A 26,556-nucleotide genomic window follows, 5' to 3' on the forward strand; every position below is an offset into this window, starting at 1 on the left:
TAACTCGTCTAGATGGAAGTGGTTCTTCCCCTGTGGATGTAACAATGGATTCTGGGGGTGGAGCTCCAGGATTAGTTCCTGTAGATTTGAATTGGCCAGGTGTTACTTCCTTTACAATGACCGCTTTATCTGCTACTATAATGGCTTTTGATAATTTATCGGTCAATACTTCAGGTGCTTTGTCCGTTACAAATTTTAATAAGAATCAAAAAGCATTAATTTATCCAAATCCTGTAGAAAATGTTATCAATATTAAAAATGTTTCAGACCTAAAATTGGTTGGTCTTTATAATAATTTAGGGCAGTATATATTACAAAGTAAGCGCGATAGTATTGATATGAGTCATTTGCAAAAAGGTATGTATTTTTTGAAAATACACACAGGTTATGGTATAGAAATCAGAAAGATCATTAAAAAGTAAATGAAGCTCAACTTTGGAGAATCTCGAAGGGAATACTCACAAAGTTTTGGTTGAATTATTCCGATTATTACTAAACTTGCTTAGTTATTAATTAGGATTCTAAAATAGGTTAAGCAAATATATCCTGAGTAGATAGGTTTGCTATGAAGAGTAAGTCGTTGTGGTAAAATCAATTATTAAATGTTACATTGATAAAATATTTTCAATACTATCAAGATTGTTAATTATGCCATACTTCTAAACAATTACTAAGGAAGGTAATTTCTATTAGTACTTCATTGGTAAACATAAACTTAAGAGAAGTACAAAGAGACAATTTCATGAACCTAAATATTATGATAAAAAAATCAAAAAGATAAAGGAACGAGGTTTAGATCTCGCTAAAAATTTAAGACCTCGTCCCTTTAATAATAATATCAATTAATCAATAAGAAATTAACTAATCAATGATTCGTAAATTTAATGAAATAATAGTTAACATTTTTTTTTTTTCAGTAGTCTCTGATAGATTTTGTAGATGTACAAGAAAAGAACCAATAAAACTCATGATACGAACCTTTATTTTTCTGTTTTGTACGGCCTTATTCAGTTTAACACCAAAACATGTCTTATCTCAAAATGACAAGATCGTTATTAGTGAAAATAAAATGATTTCTATAGACGAAATATTCAAAATTATTAAATCACAAACAGACTTTTCTTTCGTATACCATGAGGATTTGTTTAAAGGGTTTCCTAAAATTAAGCTCACGAAAGGAACAATTAGGCTTAATAAATTACTTAAGCAAAGTCTTTCAGCAAGTAGTGTCAATGTCATTTTTACTACTAACAATACCATTCTTATAAAAGAGAGAAATTTGCAAGAGCAATATCAAGTTTCGGGTACTGTTACTGATCAATTGGGTTTTCCATTACCAGGGGTTACAGTTTCAATAAAAGGTACCAATAAAGGAACCGCTACGAATTTTGAAGGCAATTATACAATTACAATACCAGATCCAGCTAACGTATTGGTGTTTTCATCTTTAGGTTTTGAAATAAAGGAGATAACGGTAGGTAATCAAGTCACTATTAATATTCGTCTTAAAGAAAGTATTAGTGCACTGGACGAGGTAACAATCAATGCTGGTTATTACAATACATCCGAAAGAGAAAGAACAGGAAATATTAGTAAAATTGACGCGAAAATCATAGAAAAACAACCTGTCAATAATCCCTTGGCAGCCATGCAAGGTCACCTACCTGGTGTTAATATTTCACAGAAATCTGGAGTTAATGGTGGAAATTATCGAATTCGGATTCGGGGCTCAAACTTCTTTGGTTTTGCAAATGGATTAATCGATCCAAATACTGAAATTAATAATCCATTATATATAATAGATGGGGTGCCTTATAACAGTAATGCTTTGTCATTGCGATCTATGAATTCTAATGTTTTTACCAATGCAGGAACGAGTCCACTAAATACGATAAATCCAGCCGATATTAAAAGTATCGAAGTACTCAAAGATGCCGATGCCACAGCTATTTATGGATCTCGAGGGGCAAATGGGGTAATACTTATCACTACCAAAAAAGGTCGTGTAGGGAAAACACAGATTAAAGTAAATGTCAGTACAGGAATAGGGGAAGTCACTCGTTTACCTAATTTAATGAATACCCAACAGTATATGGTAATGAGATTAGAGGCTCTAGCAAATGAGGGCTATACTTTAGAAACATTCCCAGACGCGTTTAAATCCCGATACCCTGATTTATATGTTTGGGATAGGAATAGATATACTAATTGGCATGAGGTCTTGATTGGTGGTTCGGCTTTTAGGCAGAATATGCAAGTGTCTTTTTCAGGCGGTAGTGAACACACCCAGTTTTTATTAAGTGGTTCTCATTCAAATGCAGGTAATGTATTTCCTGGGGAATTTAAATATAAAAATAGCTCCGTTCTTCTAAATATTAGCCACAAATCCCAAAATGAATGTTTTAAACTAGATTTCTCTAGTAATTATGGAGCAGATTCTAATGATTTACCTTCTAATGTAAATCAATTTATGACTAGGGCATCTACGTTAGCTCCTAACGCTCCTGCAATTTATGATAACCGTGGTAATTTGAATTGGGAAAATTCAACTTTCCTAAATCCTTTTGCAGCATTAGAGGCAGAATATAATGCGACTAGCTATAGTCTTATTGCGAGCACATCCCTTTCTTATCGCCCAATTAAGTCGTTAGAATTTAAAACAAGTCTTGGCTATACTAGGAATGTTTTAGAAGATTATAGAACTAGTCCAGTAGCTAGTAAAGATCCTGCTACAATAGGGGGGCAGAATAGCAGTGAATCATCTATTATAACCAGTACAGGAAACAATAACTCTTGGTCCATTGAACCACAAATTAATTGGGGACATAAATGGAAAAATAATCGTTTAGAGATACTTATTGGAGCTACATTTCAACAGAATACTCGTCAGCAAATTCAGGAATCAGCAAGTAACTTTCCCAGTGATGCTTTACTTCATAATTTAACTTCTGGATTAGAAAGAAAAATTTTATTAGATCAGGAATCAGAGTATAGATATCAAGCAGTCTTTGGCAGAATTAACTTCAATTTAAAAGATAAATATATATTAAACCTAACAGGACGTCGGGATGGGTCTTCACGTTTTGGACCAGGCAAAAGATTTGGTAATTTTGGTGCTGTGGGTGTAGCTTGGATCTTTTCAGATGAAAAGGTTTTTAAAGATAGTCATATTTTAACTCTTGGTAAGCTACGTGCCAGTTATGGTCTTACAGGTAGTGATAATTCACCTGATTATGCGTTTTATGACACCTATGTTGTTTCCCCAGAAACATCCTATAATGGGTCGGCATTAAGACCCACACGCCTTTTTAATTCGAATCGTGCTTGGGAATCAAACAAAAAGTTAGAAATAGGTTTAGAGCTCGGGCTTTTTAATAATCGTATTTCAATAAGCTCTGCATGGTATCGTAATCGCTCTTCAAATCAACTGATTGACGTGCCTTTGCCAACCACAACAGGTTTCTCTTCTATCAATACTAATTTTGATGCAGTTGTGCAAAACAGTGGTGTTGAGTTTGATCTGCGTGCGACAAGTATTCAGAAAGATGCTTTTAGTTGGCGAACCACATTTAATATATCAGCTAATAGAAACAAATTGGTATCATTCCCTGGATTGGAAGATACTTCCTTTGCTAATAGGCTTGTTGTAGGGGAGCCACTAACCATTAATAAAAGATATAATTTGCTGGGTGTTGATCCAGAATCTGGACTTTGGCAGTACGAAGATTATAATAACGATGGAGAAATTAACAATGATGATAGTTACTTAATTGTAGACTGGTCTCCTAAATATACAGGAGGCCTAGGTAATATATTTACTTATAGGAATTTACAATTAGATGTTTTTTTTCAATTTGTAAAACAAAAAGGACGTCCTTATTTTAATTCTGGGATTTTAAATCTTGGAGGGATTAATCAAAATATGCCAGTAAGTATTTTAAATCGTTGGCAGCAACCAGGTGATCAAAGTCCAATTCAAAGATATTATGTGTTTGATCAGGAAGCAGATAGAGCCGCTGGTAGATATGCTAGTAGTAATGCGTCAGTCACAGATGCTTCTTTTATTAGATTGCGTAATGTGTCTTTAGCCTATAGAGTTCCAAAAGATGTGGTAAAGGAATTGGATTTAAACATTTATATCCAGGGGCAAAACTTATTTTTGATTACAAAATATGATGATGTAGACCCAGAAATTCAGAGTTCGGCAGTTTTGCCTCCATTGCGACAGCTTACTTTAGGTTTGAATATAACATTTTAATTATAGGAATAGTTTATGAAACATCTAAGAAACAGAATGTTAAAATATTTATTTGGAATCAAAAAAATTTCATTAAAAAAGCTTACTAACATATTCAGTTTTGTATATATAACCAATTGCTTAATAGCAACGAGTGTTTTAGTTGGGTGTGACAGTTTTGTAAATGTTGATTTGCCAAAGGATCAATTGGTCAAAGAATCAGTTTTTGAAAATAAGGCAACAGCGACAGCAGCTTTACGGAATATTTATGGGAATTTGCGCTCAATTACAAATTTTGATAGATTACTAGGAATGTATGCCGATGAATTGGATGCTCCAAATGACCGAACTTCATTTTTTGACCATTCCATTATACAGTCAAACCAAAGTATAGCTAACTTATGGAGTAGTTATTATAGTATAATTTTTTCCACTAATTCTCTAATTGAAGGGGTTGAAGGTTCATCTGCACTGGAATTAGAAGATAAAACTCAATTAACAGGGGAGGCGCTGTTTATTAGAGCATATGTTCATACCAAACTGGTTGAGCTTTTTGGGCCAATTCCCTATATCAATACCACAAATTATAAGACAAACTCTGAAGTGTCGCGCATATCAGAAGATGATGTTTATAGTTATGTAATACAAGATTTGAATAATGCATTGGGCTCATTAGGCGAAGACGTTTCAAAATTCCCTGAGAAACGGATTAGAGTTTATAATACTACTGTAAAGGCTTTACTAGCAAGGGTGTATCTATATACTTTCAAATGGGAACAAGCAGAGAGAATGGCTTCAGAAGTCATAGATGAAGTTATGTTAGAGCAGAATTTAGATGAAGTTTTTTTGAAAGATTCATCGGGAACAATATGGCAGTTCGTACCTGATGTTGCTGGCGAAAACACCTCAGTGGCAGAGACATTTATCTTTATCAATAATCCAAGTTTCACTCAGCCTACCTTAAGTACGCTATTGGTTGAAGGGACTTTCGAATCTAATGACTTGCGTAAATCTAATTGGGTTGGGCAAGGAACAGGAGGAGCTTATTATGCTTTTAAGTATAAAGAAGTTACTAATACACAGCCAGAGTCTTTAGAGTATTTAGTTGAATTTCGTTTGGCTGAACAATATTTAATTCGAGCTGAGGCCAGAGCAGAGCTTGATAAAATATCAGAATCACAAGCAGATTTAAATGTCATTAGAAACCGAGCTGGTTTAGCTAACACTACGGCATCTACACCAAATCAATTGCGGGAGGCAATTTTGCGAGAGCGCTTCGTTGAATTATTCACAGAAGGAGGGCATCGTTGGTTCGATTTAAAAAGAATGCGAAAAGCTGAAGAAGTCTTGGCTCCCATAAAACCAGGCTGGAGAAAGACAGACATTTTACTCCCTATTCCAGAATCTGAAATTTTATTAAACCCAAATTTATTGCCTCAAAATGAAGGCTATAACTAGTGATAGTCTATAATTTTCTAATCACAAGTTGACAAAAACGTCTTAAGAAAACTAAAACTAGTTACTAATCTGAATTTTTTAATTATAACAATTCTAAAAATATATTATAATGATAAAACATAATAAAAAAAGAGCTGCAACAACATTAAGAATCTTATTATTACTGTTGGCTTTTAAAATTACAATGGTGCAAGCACAAGAATCAATTATCAAGCCTCAGGTTGTAAAAACACAAGCAGATAAAGATTGGGACGTGTTACAGCAGACTATGTATAGTCTAGGTACAGAGTATCAAAAAGCAGTTGATTTAGGTTATATAGAAATGCGAAAATATGAGGATAAAATATATAAAAATCGTTCTAGGCTGGCAAAAGCCTTTTGGGATAATTACCCTGAAGATGAACGCCGAGATAAAGCACTATACTTATTCTTTAATGCTTATGCAGAACCTCATTTTTTACCAGACATTGTCTCTGATAGTATTCTTGCCCTTATAGAGAATACATCACGCGGGCGGGGTTATAAAACCCGTTTAAAACCAGTGGATTATTCGTCCATGAAATTGTGGCGAGAAACAGGCGATGCAATGGTGGAAAGTATACTTAATTCTAATGCAAGTATTGAACGTAAAGAGCTTGCATCACTTCAATTGATTTCGCGTGAGCTTCGATATGCTATAAAATTAGGTAATGCTCTGCCAAAAAATAAAATTGAGGCTGAGTACTGGAATAATTTGGAGATACACCACTATAAACATATCTGTTTACTCTTAGAAGATCATATCAATAAATATGCTGACTTGGAACAAGCTGCACATCATATAAAAAGTATATTGAATTTGCTTAAAAATTTTTCCCCTTCAGCATCAGCTTCCTATTGGAAATACTTTTATAGAGTAACAGGAAATGATCACCCAAAATCAAATCAGTTAGGGATAAAAGTCTTGCATGAAATTGCAAAAGAGAATGTAGGAGCTATTGAGTTACTTAAAAAAATAGATTACACTAAGCCATTAGAAATGGAATTTATCGCAATGGATGGGAGTAAAATAAATCTAGTCAACATGCGAGGAAAAGTAATATTAATTGACTTTTGGGCAACTAATTGTGCTCCCTGTATTAAAGAGATGCCCCATGTCAGGGCTATGTATGATAAATACAGAGATGTTGGTTTTGAGGTAATTGGTATTGCTGCTGATAGTGATGACGCCAAAGAACGGGTAGAAAATATTCTCAAGAAAACGAATGTTAACTGGCCACAACGTTTAGACGGTGGAACAGATGCTTTGGTAAGCTATCATGCTTTGTATAAAATTAATGTATTGCCAACTGTTTGGTTGTTAAATAAGGACGGCATTATCGTAGATAGAAATGCACGTGGAGAAAGACTAGAAATGCTTATTCTTAAATATTTAGATTTAGAAAAATGATTACTTTATATTTTTAGTATTGTTTTTCTTGATTATTTTTGAGGTTATTGTATCTATCTGAATTTAGTATGAAAGGGTACTCTCTTTTAGGGTACCCTTTCTAAATCATCTTATAAAAGATTATTGTTCATCGTCTTTATATAAAATAATAGTAGGCTCTCCTGAAGCGTCTTTGTAAAAAACTTGTTCTTGGAAAGGTCCTCGTTGTACAGTACAAACTGGATTTTCTTCAAGTATAGTATTACAAGGAACTGTAGCAGGTAATTGAACAGCTAAAACACTATCAGCAAACCATACATCTTGAGTTGTTATGTCATCTTCTGCAGGCGTAAAAGCAAGAGAAGCCGTGATAGCTAACATTAATGCGAAAGCTGGTAAAACGATTTTAAAAAAATTAGATTTCATAATATAGATATTTAAAAATTAATGACCTACTCTTTTTTACAGGTTTTCGGTCTTAGCCCTGACTGCAGTATTGTTAACCAATATTCTGGTATTATTTTTAATGTTTTTTATATTTAGAGTATTTTGAGCTGTTATGAAAGTTTTTTTTTCTTCCTTAACCTTAAAATGTTTATTTAGTTGATAAACAACGATATGATTTCCAATAAGCCCTATAAATTTATCACTCAAGGTTTGGAATGTTTTAAGTTTATTTTTTTCAATATCTTCTACGTAAAAACTAAATTCGTAGTGATTTTTCACTAAATTATAGATGTCAATTACTGAAGATTTATCCCACATATCTATAGATTCTGCTTTTCCAAGTAGTAGAGAGTTTACAAACAAGTAATTTCCAGAAGTAGAACTATATTTATTTACCCTAAGAGCAGGTGTCTCCATTTTTTGTTGATTTTTTGAAGCTATGGTACTCACTTTTATTTGAGCTTGGCTAATGGTATCTATGGTCGTTCCAAGGTTTTGTAATTGCAGATTGTCATTAGCCACTATATATTTGTTGCGATAACGATAGGTGTATACTAATTGATGCTGCTGTTTATTATATTGAAGTGTTCCATCTACATCAAAAACACCATCCACCTGTTTTTTTAAAAGTTCGTGAGAGAGTATCATGGTTGCAGAGTCTGCAAGGTGTATGGTGCCAAGAGCAAATTCTCTTGTTTTGCTGCTCATGGTTCGTATAGCCAAAGTAACTGAGTCCATAGGTTGTGCATTGTTAAAATAAAGCGGGTTTTCAAGTATGGAATACCCCTTCCAATCTCTAGTTTTTCCTCTAAGGACATACGGAACAGTCCCATCCATCAAAAAGAAATAAGGAGGCACTACTCGTACCTGTGGAGAACGAAGCGGTAAACTATCTTGATCCATGGTTATATGAATCACCTCTTTACTTTGAAGTGCTGTATCTACAACCGTGAGGTATAAAGGCGATTTTGGATTCCCCAGATAGATTTTATCTTTATAGGCTCCCGCAATATAATACCCGTTATATTTAAGATCCATTTCATGAATTTTCTTAGGAGCATCATAAAGGAACCCCCGTTTAAAACTCATATCCCGTTCTGGACCTTTATTTGTAAAGGCAAATAAGAGGGAAATGAATCCTATACTACCAATAGCAGAGATAAATAGCAATATATAAAGTTTCTTCTGTGTCATGAGAGGGCATATTTTGGGGTTGTTACGTAACTATTCTTTTGTCCATTTATAATAAGAATCCCTATAAAGGCCAGAATAACAAAAGCAATATTAAAAATTAAATGCTCGGTCCAACCCAATTTTTCAATAACGCCACCACAAGAGCATGGCACATCATTACTAAAATTTAAAATAATAAAAATATAAGCGGTAAACATAACCATAAGATTAAAGGCTGCAAATAATCCTAAAAGTTTAAATCGCGGAATAATTAAAAGTAAGGCAATTAAAATTTCGAGAGAAGGGATTGCCCAGGCTACAATACTAGTAAAAGGCGTTAGCATGGCAGATTGTCCTATTTGAATCTTAAATTCATCAAAAACCAATAATTTACTCATTGCTGCATAAACAAATAGAAGTATATACAGAAAACAAATAAATTCTAATAAGATGTTTTTATATTTACTATTAATTTTCATAACCATGTTATAATGCCTTGATTTATTAACAATACAAAGGTGCGAGATAAAATTTATTTTAAATGGATAAATAATTGTCTTAGAGGGATTTTAGTGAAACTCAATTTTGAGAAGCCTGCAAGGCGTACTCAAAATTGTAAGTTGAACTAATCCCGCTTTTGGGCGGGATCTCAGAGTTTAACTAATACTGAACTTGTTTCGGTATCTAATGTAGTGGAGTTAAAACGTGGTCGTTGATATCTTTATGATGTCCGTTCATTTTTTTCTTGATAAAAAAACGAACCAAAAAAATCAAGTCAGTCAAAGGAAATTGCTGCGCACCATTCGCTTAAAAAGCTACATGCTTCAAGCTGCGCTTGGCAGTTTCGCTTTCCGCTCTTTATTTCTGAGGTCTGACATAGTTCCTATTCAACATTATATAATTGTTTAGAGTATTTAGCCTCCAAGTTTATTTAGAATGAAGACTATTAATTAACTGTCATACCGAAACGTGGACGTTGAGCGTAGTCGAAACGAGGTATGGTCGTGATATCACAACATCATTTTATTTTTATGATGTCCGTTCATTTTTTTCTTGATAAAAAAACGAACCAAAAAATCAAGTCAGCCAAGGGAAATTGCTGCGCACCATTCGCTTTAAAAGCTGCATGCTTCAAGCTGCGCTTGGCAGTTACGCTTTTCGCTCATTATTTCTGGGGTCTGACATAGTTCCTATTCAACATTATATAATTGTTTAGAGTATTTAGCCTCCAAGTTTATTTGGAATGAAGACTATTAATTAACTGTCATACCGAAACGTGGACGTTGAGCGTAGTCGAAACGGGGTATGGTCGTGATACCACAACATCATTTTATTTTTATGATATCTGTTCATTTTTTTCTTGATAGAAAAACGAACCAAAAAAATCAAGTCGGCCAAAGGAAATTGCAGCGCACCATTCGCTTAAAAAGCTGCATGCTTCAAGCTGCGCTTGGCAGTTCCGCTTTTCGCTCATTATTTCTGAGGTCTGACAGAGTTCCTATTCAGCATTATATAATTGTTTAGAATATTTAGTTTCCAAATTTATTTAGAATAAAGACTATTAATTAACTGTCATACCGAAATGCGGTCGTTGAGCGAAGTCGAAATGTGGGTGTTGAGCGTAGTCGAAACACAGTATGGTCATGACATCTCATCTTCATTTTATTTTTATGATATCCGTTCATTTTTTTCTTGATAAAAAAACGAACCAAAAAATCAAGTCAGCCAAAGGAAATTGCTGAGCACCATTCGCTCTAAAAGCTGCATGCTTCAAGCTGCGCTTGGCAGTTCCGCTTTCCGCTCTTTATTTCTGAGGTCTGACAAAGGTTCTATTCAGCATTGTATAATTGTTTTAGAATATTTAGTCTCCAAATTTGGTTAGTGCTGGATTTATTGAAAAAATGAAAATTGTTGATTAGCTGTTATATTGAACAGAGTGAGATATCATAAACGATGCTTTTCTTTATAATTTATGCAAATAAACAGTGACACATTTAAACAAGTTTAAATAATTGAAATGTTTATTTGTTTGAAAATGAGTGTTTTGAATATTTTTGTAAAAATACACCCACCCGCTTTTGTGTTTTTGTTGTATTGATTTTAGATAGAACGCGTCTTTTCATTTTATTAAAGTAAAAACGATGTTCCAATTTAAATAGGTTCTATTTATTTCCCTTAGCGTTGCTAAAGTATCAAGTGAAAAAGATAAATTTAGAGACCTACACATAGGTAAGTAGGATTGTTTTGAATGATAAAAAGGCAGATTTCATGGCTATGATGTCTGTATAAACCGTGACAACCAAATAAAGCCTCTCTCAAAAAATTAGCGGCTTGGCTAATTAGAAATAAAATGCTTAAAAGGAATGGGAATGAATAATCTGTGTTTTGCCCATAAACAAGTTATAACAGTAAAAAAAATAACTAAAATACGTATGGAATAAAGAGCTTTTAAACGAAAAGTGTCCTGATGTTAAGCTTTGGTTTTATTAAAATTATAAGTCTTATGCATTTAACCACGGGGCACAGTCGGATGTTTCAAAAATACCTTATTATAAATTAGGACATATAATAAAGCATGATTCGAATAAAGACTTTTAACGTCATTTATTGAATATCTAACCATCAATATTAGGACGAAAATCTCGTTTTGTCAATATACATAAGAAACTAAGAGATTTTTCTTTTTAGGGGGAGTAAAGTAATAAATCGTTTTGAATACGCTTCATGGCGGATTCTTAAAAACAATGTGTTGCAAAAAAAGGTAGGTGCATAGTTTTTGCATTTATGCAGGTAACTAGTTAGAGCCACTTCTAAAATGAATAAATTAAAAGACTTAATGAACCTGATGCTCCATAAATCTGAGGAAATTAAATTTGCGGGTGTATTTTGCTATATAAAAAAAGGACTAGAAAGGCTTATAATAGAATCCTTTATACGGTTGTTCTGTATGATACTATTCTGCTTTATATCCACGTATATTGTATCTCAAAATAAAACCTTCTTTATAAAAGAGATGCCAGAACTTAAAATTTCTGGTACGGTCAAAGATCAATCAGGGCTTCCCATCCCCCATGCAACTGTCTTAATAAAGGACACGGGTAGCGGTAAACCCACTAATTTAGATGGTCAGTATACTATCAAGGTATCCGAGACTTCTCAGGTATTGGTCTTTTCGTCCATAGGTTTTGAAACACAAGAAATAATGGTTGGTAATCAAACGACTATTAATATTGTTCTTAAAGAAGGCGTTGACCAATTGGACGAAATAACCATTGAAGCTGGATATTATAAAACGTCTCAAAGGTTGGCTACTGGTAGCATTAGTAAGCTAGAGGCAAAAACCATAGAAAAACAGACCGTTAATAACCCTTTGGCTGCTATCCAAGGGCATCTGCCTGGTGTGAATATCACCCAAAATACGGGAGTTCCTGGTAGTGGGTATCAGATCCGAATTCGCGGACAAAACTTTATAGGCCCAGGTGGGCCTTTAGATGAGGTTAACGATCCGTTATATATAATAGATGGTGTGCCTTACAATTCTGGGTCGTTGGAATTGAGTTCTTTAACAGGGAATATTATTCCTGGTGGCAAGGTGAGTCCGTTAAACACGATAAATCCAGCAGACATAAAAAGTATTGAAGTACTGAAGGATGCCGATGCCACTGCTATCTATGGGGCACGTGGCGCTAATGGTGTGATACTGATTACGACCAAGAAAGACAGGATTGGAAAAACACAGGTTAAACTCCATGTGAGCAGTACATTAAGCGAAGTGCCCCGTTTTGTAGATGTATTAAATGCAAAACAGTATCTAGAAATGCGTAAGGAAGCTATTGAAAATGAAGGTTTCACCCTTCAAACGATACCAGCTTCATCACGATCGGCCTTTCCAGATTTATATGTATGGGATCAGGAACGCAATACAGATTGGCAAGAAGTACTTATTGGAGGGACTGCTTATAGGCAGCGTGCCCAACTATCCTTTTCGGGAAGCGATGCCCAAACACAGTTTTTGTTAAGTGGTGGTTATGTAACAGAGACTACCGTGTTTATAGGAGATTCAAAATATGATAAAGCGTCCTTACTTGTTAATGTAAATCATCAATCGGAAGACCGTCGCTTTAAACTTCGTTTTTCTGGAAATTATGGATCGGATACTAATAATCTACCGCCTCAGGATTTTACAAAGAGTGCATTGATTTTACCGCCAAATGCTCCAGCACTTTACAATGCTACTGGTAATTTAAATTGGGAAAATTCTACTTGGAGAAATCCTTTGTCTATGTTGGAGCAGGATTATCAGGCAAGAACACATAACCTTATTGCGAATACGGTATGGTCTTACCATCCAATTCCATCGCTGGAGTTTAAAACCAGTTTGGGTTATACCGATTACCGCTTGCAGTCTTATGCAGCATTTCCACATACTAGTTTTGACCCTAATAGCGCTTCGGGGCAGGATAGCAGTCGGTCTAGTATTAGTACAAATAGTAGTAAACGTGAGTCTTGGATTGTAGAGCCTCAAATTAATTGGAACTATCATTTGGGAAATATCAACTTAAAATTACTTCTGGGTACTACTTTTCAACAAGAGAAAGATCAGCAGTTGGGGCTGTCTGCATCTAATTTTCCAAGCAATGCCTTATTGCAAAATCTAGCCGCAGCCAAAGATAAAAGGGTTATTCTTGATACGGATACCGAGTATAAATATCAGGCATTTTTTGGCAGGATTAATTTTAATTGGAAAGATAGACTTATCCTAAACATAACAGGGCGTCGAGATGGTTCCTCCAGATTTGGACCTGGTAAGCAATTCGGCAAATTTGGAGCTATTGGGACGGCATGGCTGTTTTCTGAGGAACGCTTCTTTGAGAATCATGCGGTTTTGAGTTTTGGGAAATTGCGAGCCAGTTATGGTATAACAGGAAGTGACAAGCCGCCAGACTATGCTTTTTTAGATACTTATGAGGTTTCGGGTAATTACAACGGATCTGGCTTGGCACCTACCCGCTTGTTTAACCCTAATCGTGCCTGGGAAGAAAATAAAAAATTGGAAACAGCTTTAGAGTTAGGTTTTTTTAAGGACCGTGTCTTCCTGTCAGCGGTCTGGTATCGCAACCGTTCTTCCAATCAATTGCTTTCCGTTCCTTTGCCTGGTACTACAGGGTTTTCCAGTATCAATGCAAATTTAGATGCCATCATAGAAAATAAAGGAGTTGAGATTGATCTACGTACGGTAAATATTCAAAACGATTCTTTTAAATGGCGTACAACCTTTAATATTTCGACAAATAGAAATAAACTGGTAGCATTCCCAGAACTAGAGAAATCTACCTTGGCCAGTGAGTATTTAGTAGAGAAGCCTTTGGGAATTTGGCAATTATATCATGTTCTGGGGGTTGATCCTGAAACGGGTGTGTGGCAGTTTGAAGATTATAATGATGATGGGGTTATAAATAAAGATGATCGTCAATGGCTTGAGGATCTAACACCAAAATATTTTGGGGGCATGGGGCATACCATAACCTATAAAAATATGCAATTGGATATGTTTTTTCAATTTGTAAAACAAAAAGGAAGAAGTTTTATTCAATCTGGTGTTTTAAACCTTGGAGGGATGGCTCAAAATATGCCTGTATCCATATGGGATCGCTGGCAGCAAGTAGGTGATGAAAATTCGATCCAACGTTTTTTTCTGCCTATTAACAATACCGCTGCAATAGCATCAAATACGTATAGACATAGTAATGCATCTGTAACGGATGCTTCCTTTATTAGGTTACGAAATGCTTCACTAAGTTATACGATGCCTAAAGCCATAACAAAACATATGGACATAAATATCTATTTACAGGGGCAGAACTTATTTATTATTACAAGATACGATGGCGCAGATCCAGAAGTACAGAGTGCATCCGTTTTACCACCATTACGACAATTTACTTTAGGCTTCAATGTCACATTTTGACTTTGAATTATTTTGGTTTTATAGATGCCGGGTAGTTATTTTGTCAATCAAAGCTTAATGAGAATAATCCTTTCAAACGGCTTAACTAAAGGAGCGTATTCGAAAGTTTCTTTATGTGTTGGAATGATGCGCTTTCGAATACGCTCAAGCAGATATACTTTCTTAACTTAAAGATATTGAAATAAAATAGACAGCTTATTTACGAATCTTTTCAAAACTAATCCAAGCCTTCATACAGAAGCACGTTACATGGCGATATACTGTTAATTCTTTGATATACTTGATGAACATTAAACCCTACTATAATGGTACATACAGGATTGTATGAAGATGTACAATCACAGTTAATGGGTGATGCAACTGCGCAGCTAAGCTCATCGGGGTTTTGGTACCATCCAGAAGTAACTACAATAGCATCGGCCATATTATTACCGTTAGGAGTAAAAGCTAATGAAGCAGTAACAGCTAGTGTCAATGCTAAAGCAGGTAAAACGATTTTAAAAATTTTTGTTTTCATAATAAGGTATTTTAAAAGTTAATGACCTACTCTCTTTTACAGGTTTTCGGTCTTAGCCCTGACTATAGTATTTTTTAGGTACTTGGTCTTTTGATTGTAGTAGTAGGTAGAAAGCATAAAAGAGTTTAGTATGTACCTTGGTTTTGTCTTGTTTTTATATAGTTGCTGTCTAAAAGTACCCTAAGCCTTAGGTTTTGCCTTCAAAAATAGGCGTAATAATATCTTTAAAAATTAATAATTAAATGGTAATTAATTGTGTGTCAGCAGTATATGTGCTAAGTTAGAATTTATTAAGAATAAAAACTTACTCTAAAAGGATAATAATTTGCCTGAGAGGGATTAGTTAGATGTATTCAATTTTGAAGTGTTTTTTATATAAATAAAATGTAAGAGATAGATTGTTGATTGAACAGGTCGCCTGACTACCAGCAACCACCTCACCGAGGTCTTCTATAGATAATACATTGTGGCATTCTATTTTTGATATCTCAATATATGCTCTTTTATTCTTTTTAAAGTGAAATAGTTTTGGTTCTACTACAAAACAAAAAGAAAAAACCAGAGTTTACTCTATTTTTCTAAAAGGATTCTAAAAATATAAATAGATTTTACTCTGGTTTTTTGGGGTCTGTTTGATCCGTAACGTTGCATGCAAATGACTTCATCTCTCTATAAAGTAATAAGAGGCAGGTTATCTAATTTGGACAAAGACTCGCTCGATTTTATTTGTTTAATAAGTTCAGATCTATCAATACCAAAGGCACTGGACAAGTAATGAAGTTGTGTTTTGTCTCCATTGGTATCATTATGAGTTGTGAAAAAGCAATGCCAGTGTTCACCACAATCGATAATTCTAGCAACCGATTTGAAATCTTTTTTAGAAAATTCAGGGATATATTGACTTAGTGTATACCCAAATTTATGATAAGCCGTAAAAATAAAAGAGGTTAGGGTTTCCAAAGGGAGCAAGCATCCGTCAAGTAATTTTTCTTGATCTTTTTTCTTATTGGTTTTTAAAAGCTTTATTAAATTATTGGGGATTTTTATTTTTTGAAAGTCACTTTTTAGTTTTAGCCAATGTATATGGGCGCTTTTAAATATTTCGCTGCTCGTAGTAGTAAGTTCCTTTTCTCCTGTAATTTCTTCTTTAGGAACACCATTTAAAATCATTTGTTTTACAATAATGTTACTACCATATTGTTTGATAGGATTTTCCTTTTCAAATTCACTGTCATCAAATGTAATCAGTTGTTTGTTGGTTTTCTTATGTGTAAATATACGGTGTAACATTGTTTTTATTTAGATTGAAGGCGACTATATACAAAAATCGAAAATTAAACTTACTTTAAAAGGATAATAAATTGCCTGAGAAGGATTCGTTAACCTATGTTTGAGGTGTGGTAGGAAAACTTGATTTCATTCTTTTTCATTAGAATCTTAATTAATATTGTTAAAAACTAGGTAGCTTAACTTGAAAAGTAATTTATTAGGACAATCACAAATTATAACTACCCAGCTTAGGGGGGATGATTATAAGTAAATTTAAATCGATAACAAATGTAGATGAAGGAACTTAGTTGATAAGGAATAAAAATTGCCTGAGAGGGATTAATATTTTTAAGAGCTGAAAAAATATGATTCGTTTGTCGTATAAATTTTGTTTGATTTTTTAACTTAAATAATCCAAAATTGTAGAAAGGGAGGCTATTCATAAGATTCTGTATTGGAACAGCTGAGAAAAAGAAGTTCCTATGTCACGCTGAGCTTGTGGAAGCGCAAGTTTATAAAGGGTTGTTGCACTTGTAGGTATTGTTTCGTGTGTTATGCTTCGACAAGCTCAGCAAGACAAGGTAACTCTAAATAGTCTTTTTTGTTTAGTTGGTCATTAGTAACTATTTTGGCTCCTTGGCTTAGTGAAAGAATGGCCTACTCATAAGATTTCTTATTGAAAAGAATTGAGACAAAAAGAAGTTGTAGTGTCACGCTGAGCTTGTCGAAGCGTAAATTTGAAGTTAAAATGAAATTTTATTACGTATACATATTACTTTGCTCTGATAAAACCTATTATACAGGAATGACCAACGATTTAGAAAGAAGAATTAATCAGCATAAATCTGGTTATAGAAAAGATGGTTATACATTTTTTGAGAAGACCTATAGAACTTAAATGGTATTTACAGTGTACAAGTCCATCAGAAGCTATAAAAATTGAAAAGCAAATTAAAGGATGGTCGCGACGAAAAAAAGAAGCTTTAATTAATGATAATTGGGAAGATTTAATCGAGTTTTCTAAAAATTATACAGAATATAAACATCCTGATAACCGATAATGGCCTTCTTGTTCTTCGACAAGCTCAGCAAGACAAGGTGACATTAAATAGTCTTTTTTGTTTAGTTGGCATTAACAATTATTTTGTCAACCTAGTATCGTGGAAGCGTTGCCTATTATATAAGGTTTCTTATTGAAAGAGTTAAGGTAAAAAGAAGTTCCTATGTCATACTATGCTTCGACAAGCTCAGCAAGACAGGGTAGCTTTATATAGTCTTTTATGCTTAGTTGGTAATTAACAATTATTTTGTCAACCTAGTATCGTGGAAGCGTTGCCTATTTTTAAGATTTCTTCTTGAAAAGAACTAAGACAAAACAAAATTCCTATGTCACGCTGAGCTTGTCGAAGCTCAAATTTAATAACATACTTTTTTGAAAGAAAAACCTTGCTAAGATTAATTTCAGCTACGCTCAATCTCCTAAATCCCTATAAAAAAGAAGATCGTGCGCAACCGAAATTAGATATCAGACGACACAAATATCGATGATAAGTTTTAACTAAAAGGGATTAAGACTTGTCTGAAAAGGATGTCTTTAAAAGTCATTAGGTAATATATGATTGAGGTTTTGTGTGTTGTTAATGAGGTGTTTAGGGGTGTTGGTGCTAATTATTTTTTTGTTTCGGCTACGCTCAATCTGAAGAATCCAATGAACTGGTGATTGGGCGCAACCGAAGTCAAAAAGACAAAAATTACTAACCGCAACAAATATCGATGATAAGATTTAACTTAAAAGGATTAAAACTTGTCCGAAAAGGATGTCTTTTGAATGTTGTTTGCTACTAGGAGTGATATGTTAAATGTCATTGATGGGTTTTTTGTGTTGTAGTGATACTAATTTATTTTTGTTTCGGCTACGCTCAATCTGAAGAATCCAATTAACTGGTGATTGGGCGCAACCGAAGTCAAAAAGACAAAAATTACTAACCGAAACAAAGATCGATGATAGGATTTAATTTAAATGGATTAAAGCTTATCTGAAAAGGATTTTGCGAAATTACTGCCGGTTTTTAATTGAAAAACATTCCCCTAGTTGCTGGTCAACCTCTATAAACACAAGCATTTAAATGCCTCTAGAAATTGTTAAACTTCCAACTAAAACTTAGCATAAAATATTGCTTAAGAACTTTGCTTTGAGAATCTTGAATGTAGTTTTTCGTGGCAATACGCCTAACGTTTGTGTTTTGGTTTAATAAATCGTAAATCTTTAAAGATAAAATACCATGGTCTTTAAACATGGTATAGGCTAAAGTGGTGTTCCAAAACCAGACGCTTTTTTGAAATCCCTCAGCGACATTTGGGTTATAATTGAAGCTAATGTCATGCTGCCATTCTAATTTTTTAGGAACGAATGTGGTTATTTGTAACCCAGCGGAATGATTTATAAACTCTTGGTTATTAAAATCTTCCAGATCGAACGTGGTTTTATTAAATGATAGCCTGTAATTTGGAGCTATTGTCATAACGTGATCCCATGCAAAGGTGATACTAGTATGAGGTGTTAAGGTGGTATTGTTTGAAACATACAACACATCATTATTAAAGTTAATCGATTTGTTAATGCCCGAGGATAGCCCAACACTATATCTAAACGTTTTTAGGGAGTCAATTTTTATCGTTTTATTATAGCTGGCACCAGTGTTTAAACTAAAACCTCCATTTACATTAACATAGCTTGTGTTTCTCACAAAATTATCATCAATAGTTGTTTTAGTTACTACCTGATTGTTGTTTAAATTGGCATAGACATGACCAAAAAAACCATGACGTTTTTGAAAATTGAACGTATTAAAACCAAGATAAAAGCTATGCGTATTTGTCGGTTTTAAATTAGGATTTCCTGTTATTGTATTTAAAGGGTTTGATATATCTTGAAAAGGCTGTAGTTGTGACAACTGTGGTGGTATGTTATCTAAGCCATAGCTGGCATATAAATACGATTTTGGATTATATTGATAATGAAAATTCGATCGCAGCTCTAGAGTTTCAAAATTACGGGCTAAACTTAAATCGGGTCTTAAAAAATCGATGTTTTTTAAGGTTCTTAATACATACCCTATTTGAGAACTAGCAGACCATTTTTCTTTTTTATAAGTTAGTTTTAAAGCCGGGGTACTTCGCTTATTTGTATACTCAAAATCTGTACTTAGATCTTCATTAAATATGGTGAAGCCTTGTGTGTCTGGATCAAAAGCGTAAGAGCTCTTTATATTTTTTTGTTTGTCATATCTATAATTAAACTTAAGATCTAAAAACAGGATCTTCACAATTAATGGCCATCTAAGAGTAGCGCCTGTATAAATTCCTTTTGACTTTTGGTCACTATCCGTAAATAAGTTTCTGTTAATTTCTTCTGGATTATCTCCAAAAATACTGGTTTCAGAATTTAGGTAATTATCAGTTTCTGTAGTTTGATATTTATTTGATATATTGAATTTAAAATAAGCCCCATACCTACCAAATCGTTTTGTAACATCAACATGGTTGTTGAGGTTTTTATTAGTTGTTTCAGAAAATGAAGACAAACTGGATTGGTTTGTCAAGGTGTTATCTTCATTTCGGGAAGCTTCACTACCTGATGTTTCCATTTTATTTTTAACCATGTTAAATGCTGGGTTAATATTGATTAAAAGCATAGAATCGACTTCGATGTTAAACCCTAAATGGATACTGTGGTTTTTCCCTTCATCATGTGACTTTGTATTGGAATTGCTTGTGTATCTCGAATCTGGGAGAATATTGATTTGTTGTGTTGTACGTTCGTTTTCAGAACGCGTACCAGAGAAAAAATAATTGGCAGAAATATCATGCCTTTTTCTCAATTTATCAACGTAATTGGCACCATAATTTTGAGATGTAGTAATCCCTTGCCTGCTTGCAAGACCGTTTCTAAAGTTAAAGCCAGGTACATTTATATTGTTGCCTCCAGCAAGGAGGCTCATGCGTTGATCGTTATTAAAAAGATTAAACATACCAACAAATTCATAACGCTTGTTGGTTCCTGTCCCGGCTGCTACCTGTCCAAAAGTACCATCGTTGTTTTCTTCCTTTATAACGAGGTTGATCGTTTTTTTTTCTTTGCTACCTTCATCACCAGCAAAAGCTTCTGCCTTTGTTTTTGTATCTGTGATTTGAATGTTATCAATAATTTCTTTACTTAAATGCCTGGTTGTTATAGTCGGGTCATTACTAAAAAATGGTTTTCCATTTACCAAAATATTATCGACCTCTTTTCCATTGATACTTATCTTGCCTGCATCATTAACTTCTACGCCAGGTAATTGTTTTAGTAAATCTTCAACATTGGCATTTTTTTTAGTTTTAAAAGAGTTGGCATTGAATTTTAAAGTGTCTTTTTTTATAACGACAGGTGGATTAACCTTTATAAGAACCTCCTTTAAGGCATTAAGGTCTGTTTTTAGATTAATAGTATTTAAATTAATGGTTACTTTGTCTAAATAAACAGTTTGAAAGTGGGTTTGATACCCAACGTACGAGATATAGAGGTTTAAATGTTTGTCTGCCGTTTTGCCTTCTAAAGAAAAATACCCATTTTTATCTGAAATGGCATAAGTGACCAAAGAACTGTCCTTAGCACGTTCTAAATGAATTGTTGCTGACTCTAGAGCTATTTTATCGGTTTCTGTTATCAAGGCTCCCGAGATTTTAAAAGGCTTCGTTTGTGAGAAAGACATCGTTATGCAAAGTATTGTATAGACAAAAAAGCAATGTTTCACGCGTTTAAATTTTAGTTGCCTGTTTATAAACTATTCTTAAAAATGGAATCTGTATGTACACGGTATTTTCACTTGGGAGCTTTTTAAACAGTAAAAAATGAACGTCTCGTTTTATAGAGACTTTGATGCGTATCCCTGCTTTTTACACATGAACGTTATTTTTAGCCTTGTAATAAGGCTTTTAAAGCGAATGTCTTTTTGTTAATACGCAATAATATACCTGTCAATACGTACCAATTGATCTATTGTTGAGTCTTGAAAATTTTGATCCTTTCAATTCCAGCTACGCTCAATCCCTAAAATCCCAATAAAGATGATTGGGCGCAACCGAATTCGAAAAGACAACTAACTAACAACTATAGAACAAATATCGAGGATAAAACTTAACTTAAATGGATTAAAACTTGTCTGAAAAGGATGTTGTGATTAATATAGTGTTCAGTGTTTGGTAGTCGAATGTTTATAGGGAGAATTGGGTATTCTTTATTTAGAACTTCGCATCAGGAATTTGATATTTGAATTTTCAAACTGCAAATTAGTACCTAATGCTTAATACTTTTTTCACTTGTAACTAAATATCGGGGTTTTGATTGGATTGTTTTCTTAAATCCCTTGGTGTAAATCCATATTTCTCTTTGAAAGCTTTAGAAAAATGAGGCGCACTTATAAATCCAGTTACATGTGCCACTTCCTTTATGGATGTATCTGTATGTTGAATTAAAACACTGGCTTTTCTCAATCGTTCGTTTATTAAAAAACGAAATACTGTTTGCCCATACAATTGTTTGAAACCATATTTTAGTTTGTATTCATTAGTTCCAAAAGCATGTGCCAACTCAATCAATGGAGCGAGTGGTTTGTCTAAATTATTTATAATGTGATCATGTACTTTTCGGATTTTTCTAATATCGGTAAAACTTAAATTTAACTGTTTGCTTTTATTACCATTATAAGAATGCTTTGCTGCTTTATTCTTTCCTGTACTTACAATTTTTCGTAATTCAGCTTCCCTTTCGGTACTATTTTTAATAATTTCTATAGATGTGACTACGATTCTTTCCGATTGATTCACTCGATCGACAAATTTACTTACTAAACAATTGGATGTTAAAATTAATTGTTGTTTGGTTTTAAAAGATAGTACGATAAATTCTTCATGAGCATCAAGGTTTGCTTGCACTAATTTAGATTTTAAACCATTCCAAGCTAATTTTGATTCTTGAGTGAGGAATGTAGAAAAATCTTTTTCTTGCAATTCATTATCATCAAAGAATAACATTTGTTTAATGCGGGAATTAAAGGCTATAATAGTGTCCTTTGTGTCTAGAACAAAGAACATTTGAACCAGATGTTTGTAGGTTTCATTTAAGTTTGCATAGCCTTGATGGAGAAAAGAAGTTTTTATTTCTTCAAAGGTCATGTTAATCAGCGCGATGAGGGCTTCGATATCATCATTCAAATCAGACCTTTCAACCTTGTAAGCAAAATTCCCACTGGCAAACTCCATAAGCATAGTATGGATTTGTTTTATTCTTTGTTTGTTATTGAGTTTCATCACAGATACATACTAATTTGTAGATTTTTATACTGATTTTAAAACAGGAAAAATAGACGGTTATTGTATTCTAAAAATAAGGAGGTGCACTAGTCTCATAAATAATTATTTAGAGATGATATAACTGTTTAGAAAATTTAAAGCATCCTCTTCGCTTGTAAATATCTGGGTTGTGATTGCTGGATTACTGGTTTTAACATAAAAACCTGATATCGTATTGGTCAAAGGGTTATTAACTAACAAAGCAACAGCTTTAATTAAGGCAGAGCCTTCTATTGCTAAGTAGTTTCTGGCGCTTTTATTGACGCTTTTAACGCCTCTCATATCACAAAAGATTAAAAACTCTTTACCTTGTTGTAATAAAAGCCTATCTTCAACAACTTGCATGGCTACGGATTGATCTATAGAAATTCCATTTTTGTAAACAAAATAAAGAATGTCTTTTTCAATCCAAAACTTCGCATACTCATTTTCTATATGATCTATCAAACTATTTTAAAATTTTTGGGGTTAAAAGATTTCATGACTTAATTAAATTTAAATACATATTTTTACGATTATTATTTGTATTAATTTACCTTAAGAGAGAGAATGTTCTTTTTATTAATGTGATACAAATTAAAACAACATTAACATAGAACTAAACAAATATAAATACAATTATTTTAACTTAACTGAGGTAAAACCGTACATTTAACTTTTTAGGAATAATTTTAGTGCCAATTGTGTTTTCCTCGTTTATGCCCAACTATAAAGATACTTTTTTTTATTTTAGGAAGTGTCAATTGTCTGTTTTTAAGTAGTTTAATATTTTTTATATTTATCTTATAACGTCAAAATATATTTTTTTGTTTGTACAAAACTTGTCTTAGAAGGATAAAAACTTGTCTGTAAGGGATTTTTTATATAATACTTGTAGGGATAGCAAAATAGAGCTATAAATTTTTATAGTTTTATATTCCATGATTTAGCCAATGGAATATAATAGCCTCCCTAATTGCATTAACCATTAATAAATCTTGAAATGGCAAAAATTAAACATAACAACTTTTTGGATACTGTAAATGAGGTGTTTACAGATGCTAAAAAACAAGGCGTATTGCATTTATATGCAGAGGGAGATCACTTTACAGGAAGAAAGATAAAGGTCAAACAAAAAGACCTTTTTCATTTCGGAACCACAGGTTATTTAGGATTAGAGCAGGATAAGCGCTTAAAAGACGCAGCGATGGATGCTATTTATAAGTACGGAACTCAGTTTCCTCTTTCTAAAAGCTATATCTCAAATCCGTTATATCGAAAGTTAGAAGAAAAAATAACCCAGTTATATCATGCGCCTATTATTATTACTAAAAATAGTACATTAGGACACCTTGGGGTCATCCCTAGTGCCGTTAATGACGGAGATGCCATTATTTTAGATCATCAAGTTCATTGGAGTGTGCAAAGTGCAGCGAATGTACTTAAAACACGAAGCGTACCCATTGAAATGATTCGACATAGTAACCTGGATATGTTGGAGGATAAAATCAAAAAATTATCCTCTAAATATAAAAAAATCTGGTATATGGCAGATGGTGTTTATTCTATGTACGGAGATGTGGCTCCTTTAGAAGAACTGATGCAATTGTGTAATAAATACCCGCAGCTACATTTGTATTTAGATGATGTTCATGGCATGAGTTGGGCTGGTAAGCATGGTACGGGTTATGTGCTTAGCAAACTTGGCGAATTACCTGACAATATACTGTTGTTTGGAACACTAAGTAAAACCTTTGGAGCCAGTGGTGCTGTGGCTGTTTGCACCCATAAGAAAAGATACCATAAAATAAAAACCTTTGGAGGTCCTTTAACTTTTTCTGCTCAGTTAGAGCCTGCCTCTGTAGCAGCGGCAATAGCATCTGCTAATATCCACCTTTCTCCCGAGATTTATATGCTCCAAAACGAGTTGTTAGAACGAATAACATTGTTTAATACCCTATTGGCAAATACAGACCTGCCTTTAGTTGAGGAAAATAATTCTCCAGTATTCTACATAGGTACAGGGATGCCAGTTACTGGGTATAATTTTGTAAATAGATTGATGAAGGAAGGTTTTTTTGTGAATTTAGGAATTTTTCCAGCCGTGCCAGTAAAGAATACTGGTGTGAGAATAACCATTTCCAGACATAATCAGGCAGAAGAAATTAAAAGCTTGGTAGAAGCAATGGTTTACCACTACCCGAAAGCTTTGGAAGATACACATACCACGCCAGATAAAGTGAGGAAAGCTTTTAAATTGCCTGTTTTGGAAGCATTGCCAAAAAAGAAAATCGTTGAAGAGTTTCATGTTAAATATGAAACAACCATACAAAACATCGATAAAAAGGAATGGAATAAGCTTATGGGTAGGCAAGGGGCCTTTGATTGGGATGGTCTGCTTTTTCTTGAAAACGTTTTTACACAAAACGAACTTCCTGAAAATAATTGGGACTTTCACTATATTATCATTAAAGATGCAGATAAAACACCTATACTAGCTACATTTTTTACATATGCGTTATGGAAAGAAGATATGCTTGCACCAGTTTCTGTTTCCATCAAATTAGAAGAAACACGGAAAAAAGATCCTTACCATCTCACTTCTTATGTATTAGGTATGGGGTCACCATTTACTGAAGGCGCCCACCTTTATTTAAATAAATCTCACCCCCATTGGAAATTGGCAATGAAGCAGATGTTGGACAAACTTGAAGATTTGGAGCAGCAATTTAATTCAAATTGGATGGTGTTGAGGGATTTTGAACACGATGATCAATTAAGTCAATTATGCCACCAACAAGGGTTTATTAAGACAGTAATGCCCGATTCGTGTCAGATACTTGATCTTAATTGGAAAACTATGGATGACTACCCAGACTCATTGTCCACGCGTTCCAGGAAACACTTTAAAAAAGATATCCAGCCTTATGAAGCGCATTTTAAGATAGTTGTATATAATGAAACGACCGATCAAGAGCAAATAGATAAGTTCTATGAGTTATATAGTAATGTGAACAGGCATAATCTTGCCTTGAACATGTTTCCATTACCTAAAAAACTGTTTGCCATGATGTCTCAACACCCAAATTGGGAGTTTTTAACACTGTATTTAAAAGAGGAATTCAATAAAGGAAAATCACATATACCAGTAGGTGTTATGTTTTGTTATAAGAATTTAAAAGAAACATATACACCAGCTTTTATTGGCATGGATTACGATTACAAGGATGAGCATCAGATTTACAGGCAGTTATTGTATCAAACCATAAAGCGTGCTACAAAACTTGGGTTTAAAAAAATAGATTTTGGTATGACCGCTTCCTTTGAAAAGAAAAAAGTAGGCGCTACTATCATTCCCAAAGCAGCTTATATACAAGCAAAAGATAACTTTTCTTTAGAGTTAATGGGAGTTATGGAGAATAACTAGCTTGTTATATTAAACGAAAGTCATAGATAGGCTAAAAAGAAGTAAAACCTTCAACTTTAAGTTGGAGGTTTTTTATTTCCAATAACTAAAGCTGAGGCTTAATTGTATGTAGCATCATCGTTTCTAACACGATTTTATAAGTAATTGATACGACATTATAAGTAATAGGGTATCTCCTACAATACCTTTGTTTAAAGTATTAATAGGTTCTCCTCTAGGAGAGATTCTGCTTAAATAGTAAAAGTGACAGAAGGAAAGAGGTATTTGGACAATATGAATA

The 26,556-nt window shown here is 33.7% G+C and carries 16 protein-coding genes; 8 read left to right on the forward strand and 8 right to left on the reverse strand.

Annotated elements, in window-relative coordinates:
- From HHX25_RS19475 to HHX25_RS19490, 4 genes are all read left to right on the forward strand, one after another.
- The coding region (locus tag HHX25_RS19475; protein ID WP_169676902.1) for a T9SS type A sorting domain-containing protein at nt 1-422 on the forward strand (422 nt) is incomplete at its 5' end.
- Between the two features lie 545 nt (nt 423-967).
- Nucleotides 968-4,258, forward strand: a complete 3,291-nt coding sequence (locus HHX25_RS19480) for a SusC/RagA family TonB-linked outer membrane protein (protein WP_169676904.1) — start codon at nt 968-970, stop codon at nt 4,256-4,258.
- 15 nt (nt 4,259-4,273) lie between these two features.
- Nucleotides 4,274-5,695 (forward strand): RagB/SusD family nutrient uptake outer membrane protein, encoded by a 1,422-nt coding sequence (locus tag HHX25_RS19485; RefSeq protein ID WP_240964582.1) that lies wholly within the window; start codon nt 4,274-4,276, stop codon nt 5,693-5,695.
- 109 nt (nt 5,696-5,804) lie between these two features.
- Nucleotides 5,805-7,124 (forward strand): TlpA family protein disulfide reductase, encoded by a 1,320-nt coding sequence (locus HHX25_RS19490; RefSeq protein WP_169676906.1) that lies wholly within the window; start codon nt 5,805-5,807, stop codon nt 7,122-7,124.
- A gap of 120 nt (nt 7,125-7,244) precedes the next feature.
- Here HHX25_RS19490 and HHX25_RS19495 read toward each other — a convergent pair whose 3' ends face one another.
- From HHX25_RS19495 to HHX25_RS19505, 3 genes are read right to left on the reverse strand one after another with little or no spacing between them, the layout of a single operon-like run.
- On the reverse strand, nt 7,245-7,529 hold the full coding sequence (locus HHX25_RS19495; protein ID WP_169676909.1) for a DUF6520 family protein: 285 nt from the start codon (nt 7,527-7,529) through the stop codon (nt 7,245-7,247).
- A 36-nt stretch (nt 7,530-7,565) separates the two neighbouring features.
- Complete coding sequence (locus tag HHX25_RS19500) at nt 7,566-8,744, reverse strand: hypothetical protein (RefSeq protein WP_169676911.1); 1,179 nt, start codon at nt 8,742-8,744, stop codon at nt 7,566-7,568.
- On the reverse strand, nt 8,741-9,202 hold the full coding sequence (locus tag HHX25_RS19505) for a MauE/DoxX family redox-associated membrane protein (protein ID WP_240964583.1): 462 nt from the start codon (nt 9,200-9,202) through the stop codon (nt 8,741-8,743). Before HHX25_RS19505 ends, HHX25_RS19500 begins: the two co-directional genes overlap by 4 nt.
- 2,336 nt (nt 9,203-11,538) lie before the next feature.
- Here HHX25_RS19505 and HHX25_RS19510 point away from each other — a divergent pair.
- Complete coding sequence (locus tag HHX25_RS19510) at nt 11,539-14,691, forward strand: SusC/RagA family TonB-linked outer membrane protein (protein ID WP_169676923.1); 3,153 nt, start codon at nt 11,539-11,541, stop codon at nt 14,689-14,691.
- Between the two features lie 217 nt (nt 14,692-14,908).
- Here the strand turns inward: HHX25_RS19510 and HHX25_RS19515 are convergent, their stop codons facing one another.
- Nucleotides 14,909-15,208, reverse strand: coding sequence for a DUF6520 family protein (locus HHX25_RS19515; RefSeq protein ID WP_169676925.1), 300 nt, complete (start codon nt 15,206-15,208; stop codon nt 14,909-14,911).
- A 669-nt stretch (nt 15,209-15,877) separates the two neighbouring features.
- Nucleotides 15,878-16,498, reverse strand: coding sequence for a hypothetical protein (locus HHX25_RS19520; protein WP_169676927.1), 621 nt, complete (start codon nt 16,496-16,498; stop codon nt 15,878-15,880).
- Between the two features lie 727 nt (nt 16,499-17,225).
- Between HHX25_RS19520 and HHX25_RS21485 the strand changes: the two genes are divergently transcribed.
- The gene (locus tag HHX25_RS21485; protein ID WP_317169112.1) at nt 17,226-17,375 is read left to right on the forward strand and encodes a GIY-YIG nuclease family protein; all 150 of its coding nucleotides are present in this window, start codon (nt 17,226-17,228) and stop codon (nt 17,373-17,375) included.
- Complete coding sequence (locus HHX25_RS21490; RefSeq protein WP_317169113.1) at nt 17,338-17,538, forward strand: GIY-YIG nuclease family protein; 201 nt, start codon at nt 17,338-17,340, stop codon at nt 17,536-17,538. Before HHX25_RS21485 ends, HHX25_RS21490 begins: the two co-directional genes overlap by 38 nt.
- Nucleotides 17,539-18,609: 1,071 nt before the next feature.
- Here HHX25_RS21490 and HHX25_RS19530 read toward each other — a convergent pair.
- The 3 genes from HHX25_RS19530 to HHX25_RS19540 form a co-directional block, all read right to left on the reverse strand.
- Complete coding sequence (locus tag HHX25_RS19530; RefSeq protein ID WP_169676929.1) at nt 18,610-21,231, reverse strand: outer membrane beta-barrel protein; 2,622 nt, start codon at nt 21,229-21,231, stop codon at nt 18,610-18,612.
- Between the two features lie 613 nt (nt 21,232-21,844).
- On the reverse strand, nt 21,845-22,828 hold the full coding sequence (locus tag HHX25_RS19535) for a helix-turn-helix domain-containing protein (RefSeq protein ID WP_169676931.1): 984 nt from the start codon (nt 22,826-22,828) through the stop codon (nt 21,845-21,847).
- Nucleotides 22,829-22,933: 105 nt separating this feature from the next.
- Nucleotides 22,934-23,317 (reverse strand): DUF7793 family protein, encoded by a 384-nt coding sequence (locus HHX25_RS19540; RefSeq protein ID WP_169676933.1) that lies wholly within the window; start codon nt 23,315-23,317, stop codon nt 22,934-22,936.
- Between the two features lie 535 nt (nt 23,318-23,852).
- Here HHX25_RS19540 and HHX25_RS19545 point away from each other — a divergent pair.
- Nucleotides 23,853-26,276: a bifunctional aminotransferase class I/II-fold pyridoxal phosphate-dependent enzyme/GNAT family N-acetyltransferase gene (locus HHX25_RS19545; protein ID WP_169676935.1), complete on the forward strand. Its 2,424-nt coding sequence runs from the start codon at nt 23,853-23,855 to the stop codon at nt 26,274-26,276.
- Nucleotides 26,277-26,556: the final 280 nt, after the last annotated feature.

This window comes from Flavivirga algicola (genome assembly GCF_012910715.1).
In the GTDB taxonomy this organism is placed as follows: Bacteria; Bacteroidota; Bacteroidia; order Flavobacteriales; family Flavobacteriaceae; genus Flavivirga; species Flavivirga algicola.

Coding starts and splice junctions, on each gene's coding strand:
- HHX25_RS19495 (WP_169676909.1), bottom strand. CDS start 7,529: ATGAAATCTAATTTTTTTAAAATCGTTTTACCAGCTTTCGCATTAATG.
- HHX25_RS19530 (WP_169676929.1), bottom strand. CDS start 21,231: ATGTCTTTCTCACAAACGAAGCCTTTTAAAATCTCGGGAGCCTTGATA.
- HHX25_RS21485 (WP_317169112.1), top strand. CDS start 17,226: ATGAAATTTTATTACGTATACATATTACTTTGCTCTGATAAAACCTAT.
- HHX25_RS19505 (WP_240964583.1), bottom strand. CDS start 9,202: ATGAAAATTAATAGTAAATATAAAAACATCTTATTAGAATTTATTTGT.
- HHX25_RS19520 (WP_169676927.1), bottom strand. CDS start 16,498: ATGTTACACCGTATATTTACACATAAGAAAACCAACAAACAACTGATT.
- HHX25_RS19515 (WP_169676925.1), bottom strand. CDS start 15,208: ATGAAAACAAAAATTTTTAAAATCGTTTTACCTGCTTTAGCATTGACA.
- HHX25_RS19535 (WP_169676931.1), bottom strand. CDS start 22,828: ATGAAACTCAATAACAAACAAAGAATAAAACAAATCCATACTATGCTT.
- HHX25_RS19480 (WP_169676904.1), top strand. CDS start 968: ATGATACGAACCTTTATTTTTCTGTTTTGTACGGCCTTATTCAGTTTA.
- HHX25_RS21490 (WP_317169113.1), top strand. CDS start 17,338: ATGGTTATACATTTTTTGAGAAGACCTATAGAACTTAAATGGTATTTA.
- HHX25_RS19485 (WP_240964582.1), top strand. CDS start 4,274: ATGAAACATCTAAGAAACAGAATGTTAAAATATTTATTTGGAATCAAA.
- HHX25_RS19490 (WP_169676906.1), top strand. CDS start 5,805: ATGATAAAACATAATAAAAAAAGAGCTGCAACAACATTAAGAATCTTA.
- HHX25_RS19500 (WP_169676911.1), bottom strand. CDS start 8,744: ATGACACAGAAGAAACTTTATATATTGCTATTTATCTCTGCTATTGGT.
- HHX25_RS19510 (WP_169676923.1), top strand. CDS start 11,539: ATGAATAAATTAAAAGACTTAATGAACCTGATGCTCCATAAATCTGAG.
- HHX25_RS19545 (WP_169676935.1), top strand. CDS start 23,853: ATGGCAAAAATTAAACATAACAACTTTTTGGATACTGTAAATGAGGTG.